Source organism: Microcystis sp. M049S2 (genome assembly GCF_020245625.1).
GTDB classification, from domain to species: Bacteria; Cyanobacteriota; Cyanobacteriia; order Cyanobacteriales; family Microcystaceae; genus Microcystis; species Microcystis ichthyoblabe_A.
In genome coordinates this window covers 1-11,005 of record NZ_JADBUN010000174.1, presented here as the reverse complement: position 1 = coordinate 11,005, position 11,005 = coordinate 1, and the positions used below count along the sequence as shown (strand labels likewise).

Sequence of the window (11,005 nt, the reverse complement as noted above, 5' to 3'; positions counted from 1 at the left end):
GTGGGGTGTGGGGTGTGGGGTGTAGGGTTTTACCGATTTTCATCTGGTCAATTACCTAATTTTCAGGGAAAAAGTGCCTAAATTTCCCCCCCCGATCACCCCAAGGTCTGGCACTTTTTGATGGGGAAAAAGTCTAAAATTCCTATCCAACAAGGTTTTTAGATTTATTCAGCAAACCCTATTTAAAATGTATAGGAGGGTGGGGAGTGGGTTTTTCAAGTTGGATTGGGAGCTAATCATCCTATTAAAAACGGATTTGTCTGACTTTCCTAGGAAGGCTGATGAGGATTTTTCCAAATCTTCATCAATAATGCCGGCTAAATTATGGTAGATAAATACTCCACTACAATCTGGCACTAATAATTTTTGATCATTAATTCTCTACCAGATGCCGCCGATCCTTGTTTATAATTATTCATGCCATACTGAAGATTCCACTCGATAATATGGGCAAAATTAAAGAGGTTTCGTATCTCTGGACAATCATCGTAGGTAATTAACCATTTAGCCTGACATTGACGCATATTATCAGCAAAACGTTGATGATCGAAGCTGGTATGTAAATTCCCTCTTACGCCGTACAAACGAGATTTTGTGGCACTATAGTAGGGGGGATCGAGGAAGATAAAAACTTCTTTTCCCTCAGCAAATAATAATTCTTCGTAGTCTTGGTTAGTAATTTTTACCGATGCTAATAGGGGCGCAATTTGAGTTAATCTGGCAATTGATGAATCAGTAAATCTACTGGTAAAAGCTGCTTGGGAATAGCCACCAGAATCCACTGTTCCCGAAAAAGTAATCCGATTTAAGATAAAAAAACGCACCGCTTTCTCAAAGTCGGTTAACTTTAAATCTTCCCTTGTCAAATCTTGAAATAATTCTCGTCCGCTATCATATTTCTGTTTAATTTCTGTTATTTTTGCTGCCAATAACTCAATATTTTCTTGAGCGCATTGCCAGAAACAATATAAATCATAATTTAAGTCATTAATCCAATAGGTTTTTATCTGTTGTTCAAAGAGTTGCTTAACAGCAAAAAACACAGAACCACCACCAAAAAAAGGTTCTCGATATTCCCTAATATTCACAGGAATTTGCGGCAGAATTTGCTTAATTGCCCGGGATTTCCCCCCCGGATAGCGCAAGGGACTTTTAATTTTTGACATTTTATACTAAATCCGTTTATTATTGAATTTCGTCTAACGACCAAGTTAGTCCTCGTGATTCTCCCCAGACTTTTACTTACTTTGTCTAGCTTGACCAACTTTTAGCCATGCAAAGATTTGTTGTGGAGTCAGTGTCAACTGAACCCCTGCAATTACCTTAAGTTGGTGATCCCCTCTGCAAACTTCTGGCTCTTGTTGGGGAGTAAACATTAAAACAGAATAATCATCTGGATCAAGCATCCATCCTAATTTACTGCCGTGTTTTAAACAATGTAAAATGTTGTCAATTACACGGTTTACCTTTTGATCCGGTGAAAGAATTTCGATAGTCCAATCAGGTGCTTCCCTAAAGTCGTCCTCTGGTTCACCTGCTTGATTCAGGTTAATTCGATTCCATGCAATTACTGCCACAGCAGGAACGATCGAACGCTCGCCGAAGGTACATCGCAACTCAGGTAAAGCTGTATAATCAACAGTGTGGCTGTCAACCGCAGCTAAAAGACGTTTTTGCAGGATAGAGTGTCGAGTCTTAGGCATGGGTTTCTGAATTGCGACTCCATGCAAGTATTCCCATGCTGGAGAATCCTCCAAATATGGCAATTTGAGGAAATCTTCAAGGGTGAGACTCTCAGTCAAGGAAGTCGTCATCGTTTCAAGCAAAGGTTTTTTTTGTGACTTTATTATAAATAAACTTTATCTGGGTTGCTTACCGACGATTCAGGCATATTTGACTGGTCATAGGCTTCTGGCTCAACATCGGGAACTTTTGTTAAGATTGCCTGATACTTTTCTCGACTTCCCTTTTTGGACCTTTCTATTAGGTAATTTTCTGTCATCAACGCTGAAAGTTTCTCAGCGATCGCAGTAGAGATAAATTGATCGATCGAAATTCCATCACGAGCCGCTAGATCATCTAAACTTTTCTGTAATGAGTCGGGAATTTGAACTTGGATGGTACTCATGGTAACTTACCTATTAATCGTAGGAAACCTGAAGGCTCAAGCAGACATAAACCAAATTGCTCAACACCAGCAAAGTCACGGGTGTTATATGTGATTATACTCTGACATCCTGCTTTAACTGCAAGCTCCAATACCATATCGTCTTTGGGATCACGCAGAAATGGTCGCCACAGGAAGAAAATTTTATGAGGTATCCCCACCGAGCAATAGAAATCAATTAAGTCATCTACTTCTTCTCGACTTAAATAGAGATTGGGCAACTCCCGCAATAGGACATCTGTATATTCCAAGACGAGAGGAACAGATAAGTGCATATCAAATTTTCCTGTACCTATAAGGCTAAGAAGTTGAAACGCACTTCCACGCCTAGATCTTAATCCAGCAATAATGACATTGGTATCAATAACAATCTGAGGTAACGACATTCGCAACTGGGCAACGATGATTATTGGTACAGCTACATCTTAACTTTATCATCACAGAACAAAAATAGCGTGGGTTTCATTTTTGAATTGGCGCTCTTACAAAAACCTAGCCACCTTTACTCGATCAATAAATTACGATCAAACCAATTAGATTAACCATCTACTTAACTGTTGGTTTGCGGAATTTGGAGGGAGAGGGAAAATATTCTACCCGTTCATTTTTAAGCGCTTGTGCCATGAAATCGCGCCAAATGGGAGCGGCAAAACCACCGCCGGTGATACCTTTACCTAAAGTGCGATTTTGGTCATCTCCAATCCACACTGCGGTGGCTAATTGGGGAACATAACCGACAAACCAGACATTTTTCTCGTTATCGGTAGTACCGGTTTTTCCCGCTGCCGGACGACCGATTTGAGCCGAAGTGGCTGTTCCTCCCTGAATAACTCCCTGTAGGACAGAATTGAGGGAAGCGGTGGCCCAGGGGTCTAAAACTAGCTTCGGTTTGGGTGTATTATCGAGCATGACGTTACCCCGGCTATCAGTAACACGCATGATAAAGGTAGGCTTAGAATGCCAGCCATTACTGGCAAAAGTAGCGTAGGCCCCCGCCATTTCCAGAGGAGTCACATCCACGGATCCCAAAGGTAAAGAAGTGACGGCAATTAAAGGACTCTCGAAACCCAGCAGACGACAGACTTCAATGACTTTATTTATCCCGACACGACGACCAAGAATAACTGCGGGAATATTCAGAGACTGCATCAGAGCGCTACGCAGGGAAACTTGACCAGAAAAGCCGCCACCGTAGTTTTTTGGGCTATAGAAGCCACCGGCCTCACGAAAACGGACAGGAGCATCATTAACCACCGTTTCAGGGGTAAAACGACCACTAGCGAAGGCAGTATAATAGACAAAAGGTTTAAAAGCTGACCCCGGTTGACGACGGGATTGGATGGCCCGGTTTAACTGACTTTTATTGTAATCAACGCCACCGACGAGCGCCTTGACGAAATGGGTGCGGGGATCCACCGCGACTAGAGAAATTTGTAGGTCTTTGGTGCGAATACCGCGACGACGCAAGCTATTATAGGCCTTTTGGATGGTGGACTCGGCCATGTTTTGAAAGTCGAGATCGATCGTGGTTTGAATCCGCATTCCCCCTTTAGTTAGGGTTTCTTTGCCAAATTTTTGCCGCAATTCTGCCACCACTGCATCGGTAACGTAGGGTAATTTACTTTCTTGCCAAGCGGTGGGTTTACCCACTTTCAGAGGTTCCTTTAAAGCGGCCTCTTCCTGTGCGGGGGTAATCCAACCCAAGGTACGCATCCGACTGAGAACCAGTGCCTGTCTTTCCTTGGCGGTTTTATAATTATTAAAAGGACTATAAACTTCCGGCGCTTGGATTATTCCCGCCATCATCGCCGATTCTGCTAAATTTAACTCGGAGGCGGGTTTATTAAAATAGCTTTTAGCGGCGGTTTGCACTCCGTAATTATTATGACCCCAATAGATATTATTAAGGTACATTTCCAGAATGTCATTTTTGCTAAAAACCTGTTCCACTCGTACTGCCAGGACTGCCTCGGCTAATTTACGGCTAACGGTACGCTGATGGGAAAGAAAGATATTTTTGACTAACTGCATGGTGAGGGTAGATGCACCTTCTACCACACCGCCACTTTTCCAGTTAGCCACTACTGCTCGACCGATACTATTAGGATTAATACCACGATGGTGATAAAAATGGCTATCTTCGATCGCCATCACTGCGCGTTTTAGATTGGGAGAAATTTGATCGAGTTCCACCACTTCCCGATGCGCTTCCCCGTGTAAGCTGGTCAGGGGTCTGCCTTTAACATCGTAGATATAACTGGTTTCCGTGGGAACGTAACCGCGTAAAATCCTGACATCCGGTAGATTGCGGTAACTAATCGCCAATCCTACCACAGCCCCCGTCACCACGGCCGTGGATACCATCAACAGGCCGAGAGCGGTTCCCCCTGCGACTCTAGAGACTCCTTGGAAAAAGCTATCCGAGTCACTACTAGGTTTCTGCTCTTTATCTTGATTGCCGAGGGTACTGGTGGACACGATGGTTACAATTTCCTTTTTCCAAGAGGGGACTGATCGATCGAACTGACTTACTTGAAAGTCTATTCTAAAGGTTTTGTTAAAAAATCGAATACTAGCTTACAGCAATTATGGCCGATCTGGCTCTAATTCGATCGGTCATGACAGCGCGATTCGGGGCATCATAGTTAGGTATCAGGGACAAAATAGGGTATCGCGGGTATTTCTGCCAGTTACTGGGTTAGTTCCCGTGGCTCTCTCACAAAGATATTTTTCCACGTCGGAGCGAATAATTGCATCGGTAAAATCGGCCCCGTCGATAATTGCACCTTTGATTAAAATGTTAGTGGCAAAAGCTCCTTCGAGAACGGCATTGGTAAAGTTGGCTTTGGTTAAACGGGCCGATTCTAAATCCACATTTCTCATATTGGCATCGCTAAAGTCGGCCCCCTCCAAGTTGGCAGAAAAAAAGCGTACTCCTTCCAGATTGGCATGACTGAAGTTACTACCGCGCAGATTAGAGTGATCGAAGGTGGAATCGCGCAAATCCTGCCCCGCAAAGTCGTTATCGGTCAAATTGCGGTTATTATAACTTAGCGCTTGGGCCGGAGCCAAGGAGAATAATAATACTAATATACTAGCAACCAAGGTTAGTAGAGTTTTGCGAGAAAATTGCGCCATATTGCCACCTGATCAATCAACCTTTTCTATAATAAGCTGTACTGGATTTAAACCGCCTATCGGGAATTTTAGGACAAATGCTCGCACTACCCGCTCCCCTATAGTTTCTAAACAGGATTTATTATCATTACCCGGCACTCGTTGACAATTATCCCCCGATTTACCAAGGGCGATCGATCTGCTAGATTTTTGATGTTGGATATCTTAGATAGATATGGCTGGTCATAGTAAATGGGCAAATATTAAACGACAAAAAGCCCGAGTTGATGCCAAAAAAGGGCAAACTTTCACCCAGTTATCCCGGGCCATTATCGTGGCTACGCGTAACGGTGTTCCCGATCCGGCGGGCAATTTTCAGCTACGCACGGCGATCGAAAAAGCCAAGGCGGCCGGTATTCCTAATGACAATATCGAAAGAGCGATCGCTAAAGGGGCGGGAACTTGGGAAAATGACTCAGCTTTTGAGGAAATTCGCTACGAGGGTTATGGTCCCGGGGGTGTCGCGATCCTGATCGAAGCACTGACCGATAATCGCAATCGCACGGCTGCGGATCTGCGAGTGGCTTTTAGCAAAAATGGCGGTAATTTAGGTGAAACGGGCTGTGTGGGCTGGATGTTTGACCATAAGGGGGTAATTCGCCTTGAGGGAACTATTGATGAGGATAAGCTTTTAGAAGCTTCCCTAGAGGGCCAGGCCCAATCCTACGAGTTTTTTGACAGTGAGGAGGAAGGTCAAGGAGCAGAAGTTTTTACTGAGGTGTCTAACCTGGAGAGATTGAATAAGGTTCTGCAAGCAGCGGGATTTAAGGTCAAAGAAGCAGAATTACGCTGGATTCCCACTAATACCCTAGAAGTGAGCGATCGAGAACAGGCCCGTTTTTTATTGAAGTTAATCGACACCCTAGAATCCCTCGATGATGTGCAATCGGTGACAGCTAATTTTGATTTAGTCGAGGAATTGATGTTACTGGATCTGTGATCCTAAATTCCTAGGCAGTGATCACTGATCAGATTTGAGTTTTCAGTGCGCGGTATGAAGTGAGAGTAAGTAGTGGGACAATCTTGATTACTGATCACTGTTTACTGATTACTGATTCTGGGCCTGATCAAGAGATAATCTGTCCCCAAAATCCCGTAAAAATTCGGGTTCCGTCTTTGAGAATATGAATTTCCACTTGATCCGATGCCCAATTAATCTGATCTTCCAGAGCGGGATTGAGGACATGAATCCGTTGATTGCTAGAAGAAACGGAAGAATCGGGAGAATGAATAGCCAGGGATTCCACATAGGCCCCATCCACCAAAATATCTAGGGTTTGCTGAAAAAGCTTTTCCTGGGGGCAGGGTGTGGGGTGTGGGGTGTGGGGTGTGGGGTGTGGGGTGTGGGGTTTTATCGATTTTCAGGTGGTCAACTACCTAATTTTCAGGGAAAAAGTACCTGAATTTTCCCCCCGATCCCCGCAATGGCTGGCACTTTTTCAGGGGAAAAAAATCCAAAAGTCTTATCCAACAAGGTTTTTATATTTATTCAGCAGACCCTATCTAACTGGGCCAATAATTCTTGAGAGTGGGGCGGTGCTTGGGTTGAGCGCAATTGTTCGATCGTAAATCCCGTGAAGGACATCACATTTAAGCCTTTTTCCTTAACATATTTAGCTAATTCTGTCAAGGCTTTTGCTTGCCAAAAAGGTTCACCTCCGGAGAAAGTTAGGCCGCTATTGCGGGGATTAGCCAAAATTTTGGCAGCTAGAGACTCAACAGTAATTAATTGATTGATCTCGAAGGACCAGGAAGCTGGATTAAAACAACCCCGACACTGGCGAGAACAACCCTGTACCCAGACCACGGCCCGAAAGCCGGGGCCGTTAACGGCGGATTCATCCACATAGCCCATCATATTGAGATGATGGGCGGGAATTGGCGCTAATTGGGCAGCAATAGTCAGACTCATCGCTTACAATCCTCGATCGATTCCTATCTTTTTCATGCTAGGGAAAAAACGACAAAAATCGATCGCTCTTGCCATGATTTTTAACCTTTGACACACATCACCTGCTTGAGAGTGGCGACAATTTCCACTAGATCAGCCTGTTGATTCATCACCTGTTGGATCGGTTTATAAGCTCCCGGAATCTCATCAATAACTCCCTCATCCTTGCGGCATTCAACCCCTTGAGTTTGGGCGATTAAATCATCAAGAGTAAAAGTTTTTTTAGCCAGATTTCTCGACATCAAGCGCCCGGCCCCGTGGGAACAGGAACAGAAGCTATTATGTTCTCCTTTACCTTTAACAATATAAGATTGCGCTCCCATGGAACCGGGGATAATACCATAATCGGTTTCTCTGGCGCGGACGGCTCCTTTGCGGGTGACATAAACCTCCTCCCCAAAATGAATTTCTTTTTCGGCATAATTGTGATGACAATTAACCACTAAGAGGGGTTTAGTTGGTTTGCCTCCCGCTAGATGTTTTTCAACAATCCGTTTAAATCTAGCCATCATAATTTCCCGATTATAACGGGCATATTCCTGGGCCCATTGTAGATCGTGCCAGTAGGCGGTAAATTCTTCTGTACCGGCGACAAAGTAGGCCAGATCGAGGTCGGGTAATTTACCTTCTGCTAGTTTGGCTAACTCTTTGGCAGTATCAATATGACATTGGGCCAGTTGATTACCAATACCTCTAGAACCGGAATGGAGCATTAACCAAACTTGATTGTCTGTATCTAAACAAATTTCGATAAAGTGATTACCACCCCCCAGAGAACCCATTTGTTTAAGGGCTTTTTTCTCTAGGTTTTGTACGCCTCGATGAATCTGTTTAAATTCCGCCCATTTTGGCCATTTAGTCACTTCCCTGTCCACTTCCTTATTTTCAGCAAAACCGACGGGAATATTCGCCTCTACATCGAGGCGAATTTTTTTAAGTTTTCCCTGCAATTGTTCACCAGTAAAAGGCATTTTTAGGGCAGCCATGCCGCAACCGATATCGACTCCGACGGCGGCAGGAATTACGGCATCTTTGGTGGCAATCACCGAACCGACTAAAGCACCTTTACCCAAGTGAACATCGGGCATTAAAGAAATGTGTTTATAAACAAAAGGGAGGGAAGCGACATTTTTAGCCATTTGGGTTTCTTGGGGTCCCAATTCATGGCCCGCCCAAGATAAAATCGGTGTCGGTGTGGAAAGTTCCAGAGTTTCGTAAGTCATATTTTTTATGAAATAATCAGATAAAAAGCGGATACAACCAAGACAATAAGGCAATTGAGATTCTGCGATAATTAGATAAATTGTGATCGGCGATCGTGTTTTAGCGCCAGAGGATAAGCTGTTGACTATCTAAATTACTCGTTCAGACTGCCCCCACGACAATTGTTAACTTTCACCGGAGGTTTACTGACTACTGTAATACTACCAAAAAGGTTCGGATACCTACACTATCGAGAAAGTGGGGTTATTTTGCACTATAGAGATAACAAAGGAACTGATAGGGGTGGGTATCGCCTAAAAACCGAGTACAGTTCCGATTCTAGAAGTCACTATAATTTGTATCGGAGCAGCACAAAGATTATGGGAAAAGTAGTTGGAATTGACTTAGGGACGACTAACTCCTGCGTCGCGGTTATGGAAGGGGGCAAACCCACCGTTATCGCCAACGCCGAAGGATTTAGAACCACGCCCTCAGTCGTCGCCTACGCCAAAAGTGGCGATCGCCTAGTAGGACAAATCGCCAAACGTCAAGCGGTAATGAACCCGCAAAATACCTTTTATTCCGTCAAACGCTTCATCGGCAGGAAATTCAACGAAGTTACCAACGAAGCGACAGAAGTATCCTACAAAACTCTCCAAGACGGCAACGGCAACGTTAAATTAGACTGTCCCGCCCAGGGCAAACAATTCGCCCCCGAAGAAATTTCCGCCCAGGTACTGCGGAAACTGGTGGAAGATGCCAGTAAATACCTCGGCGAAACCGTTACCCAAGCAGTCATCACCGTACCCGCTTATTTTAATGACTCCCAACGTCAAGCCACCAAAGATGCCGGGAGAATTGCTGGGGTTGAAGTTCTCCGCATTATCAACGAACCCACCGCCGCCTCTCTTGCCTACGGATTAGACAAAAAAGCTAACGAAACCATTCTCGTTTTTGACTTGGGTGGGGGAACCTTTGACGTATCGGTTCTAGAAGTGGGTGATGGTGTCTTTGAAGTTCTCGCTACCTCTGGAGATACTCATCTCGGTGGTGATGACTTCGATAAAAAAATCGTTGATTATCTAGCCGGAGAATTCAAAAAAGTTGAAGGAATAGATCTCCGTCAAGATAAACAGGCCCTGCAACGTCTCACAGAAGCGGCAGAAAAAGCCAAAATTGAACTTTCTAGCGTTACCCAAGCGGAAATTAACCTGCCCTTCATCACCGCTACCGCCGAAGGACCAAAACACCTAGATACCACTTTAACCAGAGCTAAATTTGAGGAAATTTGCGCCGATTTAATTGATCGCTGTCGGATTCCCGTCGAAAATGCCATCCGTGATGCCAAAATCGATAAATCTGCCCTCGATGAAGTGGTTCTCGTCGGTGGTTCAACCCGGATTCCCGCCGTCCAGGAATTAGTTAAAAAAGTTCTGGGCAAAGATCCTAACCAAAGCGTTAACCCCGATGAAGTGGTAGCCGTCGGTGCTGCCATTCAAGGTGGTGTTCTCGCTGGTGAAGTCAAAGATATTCTTCTGCTTGATGTTTCGCCCTTGTCTTTGGGTGTGGAAACCCTCGGCGGTGTGATGACGCGGATTATTACCCGCAACACCACTATCCCCACCAAAAAATCGGAAGTTTTCTCCACAGCAGTGGATGGACAAACTAACGTGGAAATCCACGTCCTGCAAGGGGAACGGGAAATGGCCAAAGATAACAAGAGTTTGGGAACTTTCCGACTCGATGGCATCCCTCCCGCTCCTCGTGGTGTGCCTCAAATCGAAGTGGTTTTCGACATCGATGCTAACGGTATTCTCAATGTCACCGCTAAGGATAAAGGTACAGGAAAAGAACAGTCGATCAGCATCACCGGCGCTTCTACCTTGCCCCAAAATGAAGTGGAACGCATGGTAAATGAGGCAGAATCGAATGCCTCGGTCGATAAGGAACGTCGCGAACGCATTGAACGCAAAAATCAAGCTGATTCCCTGGTTTATCAAGCTGAGAAGCAGTTGGAAGAGTTAGGCGATAAGGTTCCTCCATCCGAGAAAAATAAAGCCCAGGGATTGATTAAGGATCTGGAAGAAGCGATCGCTCAAGACGATGATGGTAAGATCAAAACCATCCTACCGGAATTACAACAAGCCCTCTACGCGATCGGCAGCAGTATGTATCAGCAAGGGGCCCCCAGCAATCCCCCCGGTGGCAATGATGGCAATGGCCCCTCTGGTGGTGCTGGTGGCGGCGATGATGTCATCGATGCGGAATTCTCCGACGCTAAATAAAAATTAAGTTCTTAGCTTCGGGAAGGACACAAGTTAACTTGTGTCCTTTTTTTGTTGCAGCTTTCTTACAGATAAGGTTGTTATAGTTACTAATTCTGTACGCAAATATTGCATCTAGAATTAGCTTTGTACGCTTTGACCCGTACTGGGTTAACTACGAACCTCTCTATCGGATTCCCGCTAAAGGCGGCCTCTCCGACTACCTTTCTTCCAATATTTAAG

At 44.7% G+C, this 11,005-nt stretch carries 10 protein-coding genes and 1 pseudogene; 2 read left to right on the top strand and 9 right to left on the bottom strand.

Annotation, left to right across the window (positions count from 1 at the left end; genetic code table 11):
* Positions 1 to 356: 356 nt before the first annotated feature.
* From IM496_RS15260 to IM496_RS15235, 6 genes are all read right to left on the bottom strand, one after another.
* Entirely contained in the window at positions 357 to 1,166 is an 810-nt protein-coding gene (locus IM496_RS15260; protein ID WP_287662433.1) for a DNA adenine methylase, read from the bottom strand.
* 72 nt (positions 1,167 to 1,238) lie between these two features.
* Positions 1,239 to 1,814, bottom strand: a complete 576-nt coding sequence (locus tag IM496_RS15255; RefSeq protein WP_287662431.1) for a Uma2 family endonuclease — start codon at positions 1,812 to 1,814, stop codon at positions 1,239 to 1,241.
* A gap of 32 nt (positions 1,815 to 1,846) precedes the next feature.
* A complete protein-coding gene (locus tag IM496_RS15250; protein ID WP_287662430.1) occupies positions 1,847 to 2,128 on the bottom strand; it encodes a YlcI/YnfO family protein in 282 nt (93 codons plus the stop codon).
* Positions 2,125 to 2,553 (bottom strand): putative toxin-antitoxin system toxin component, PIN family, encoded by a 429-nt coding sequence (locus tag IM496_RS15245; RefSeq protein ID WP_012264774.1) that lies wholly within the window; start codon positions 2,551 to 2,553, stop codon positions 2,125 to 2,127. The genes IM496_RS15250 and IM496_RS15245 overlap by 4 nt, the downstream gene beginning before the upstream one ends.
* A gap of 160 nt (positions 2,554 to 2,713) precedes the next feature.
* Positions 2,714 to 4,645: a transglycosylase domain-containing protein gene (locus IM496_RS15240; RefSeq protein ID WP_287662429.1), complete on the bottom strand. Its 1,932-nt coding sequence runs from the start codon at positions 4,643 to 4,645 to the stop codon at positions 2,714 to 2,716.
* 174 nt (positions 4,646 to 4,819) lie between these two features.
* The gene (locus IM496_RS15235) at positions 4,820 to 5,305 is read right to left on the bottom strand and encodes a pentapeptide repeat-containing protein (protein ID WP_066029688.1); all 486 of its coding nucleotides are present in this window, start codon (positions 5,303 to 5,305) and stop codon (positions 4,820 to 4,822) included.
* A 214-nt stretch (positions 5,306 to 5,519) separates the two neighbouring features.
* Here IM496_RS15235 and IM496_RS15230 point away from each other — a divergent pair, with 214 nt between their 5' ends.
* Complete coding sequence (locus tag IM496_RS15230) at positions 5,520 to 6,284, top strand: YebC/PmpR family DNA-binding transcriptional regulator (protein ID WP_194017521.1); 765 nt, start codon at positions 5,520 to 5,522, stop codon at positions 6,282 to 6,284.
* Positions 6,285 to 6,411: 127 nt separating this feature from the next.
* Here the strand turns inward: IM496_RS15230 and IM496_RS15225 are convergent, their stop codons facing one another.
* The 3 genes and pseudogenes from IM496_RS15225 to IM496_RS15215 form a co-directional block, all read right to left on the bottom strand.
* The gene (locus tag IM496_RS15225; protein WP_502861847.1) at positions 6,412 to 6,606 is read right to left on the bottom strand and encodes a hypothetical protein; all 195 of its coding nucleotides are present in this window, start codon (positions 6,604 to 6,606) and stop codon (positions 6,412 to 6,414) included.
* Between the two features lie 239 nt (positions 6,607 to 6,845).
* Positions 6,846 to 7,256 (bottom strand): annotated as a pseudogene (locus IM496_RS15220) (4Fe-4S single cluster domain-containing protein); the annotation flags it as partial.
* Between the two features lie 80 nt (positions 7,257 to 7,336).
* Positions 7,337 to 8,518, bottom strand: coding sequence for an RtcB family protein (locus tag IM496_RS15215; RefSeq protein WP_287662428.1), 1,182 nt, complete (start codon positions 8,516 to 8,518; stop codon positions 7,337 to 7,339).
* A gap of 360 nt (positions 8,519 to 8,878) precedes the next feature.
* Between IM496_RS15215 and dnaK the strand changes: the two genes are divergently transcribed.
* Positions 8,879 to 10,783 carry a molecular chaperone DnaK gene (dnaK, locus tag IM496_RS15210; RefSeq protein ID WP_194018154.1) on the top strand — a complete coding sequence of 635 codons (1,905 nt, stop codon included), beginning with the start codon at positions 8,879 to 8,881 and terminating at the stop codon, positions 10,781 to 10,783.
* Positions 10,784 to 11,005: the final 222 nt, after the last annotated feature.

What these genes read in the sequence shown, in the direction of transcription:
- IM496_RS15255 (WP_287662431.1), bottom strand. Translation starts at nt 1,814, where the DNA reads ATGACGACTTCCTTGACTGAGAGTCTCACCCTTGAAGATTTCCTCAAA.
- IM496_RS15230 (WP_194017521.1), top strand. Translation starts at nt 5,520, where the DNA reads ATGGCTGGTCATAGTAAATGGGCAAATATTAAACGACAAAAAGCCCGA.
- IM496_RS15245 (WP_012264774.1), bottom strand. Translation starts at nt 2,553, where the DNA reads ATGTCGTTACCTCAGATTGTTATTGATACCAATGTCATTATTGCTGGA.
- IM496_RS15215 (WP_287662428.1), bottom strand. Translation starts at nt 8,518, where the DNA reads ATGACTTACGAAACTCTGGAACTTTCCACACCGACACCGATTTTATCT.
- IM496_RS15260 (WP_287662433.1), bottom strand. Translation starts at nt 1,166, where the DNA reads ATGTCAAAAATTAAAAGTCCCTTGCGCTATCCGGGGGGGAAATCCCGG.
- IM496_RS15250 (WP_287662430.1), bottom strand. Translation starts at nt 2,128, where the DNA reads ATGAGTACCATCCAAGTTCAAATTCCCGACTCATTACAGAAAAGTTTA.
- dnaK (WP_194018154.1), top strand. Translation starts at nt 8,879, where the DNA reads ATGGGAAAAGTAGTTGGAATTGACTTAGGGACGACTAACTCCTGCGTC.
- IM496_RS15235 (WP_066029688.1), bottom strand. Translation starts at nt 5,305, where the DNA reads ATGGCGCAATTTTCTCGCAAAACTCTACTAACCTTGGTTGCTAGTATA.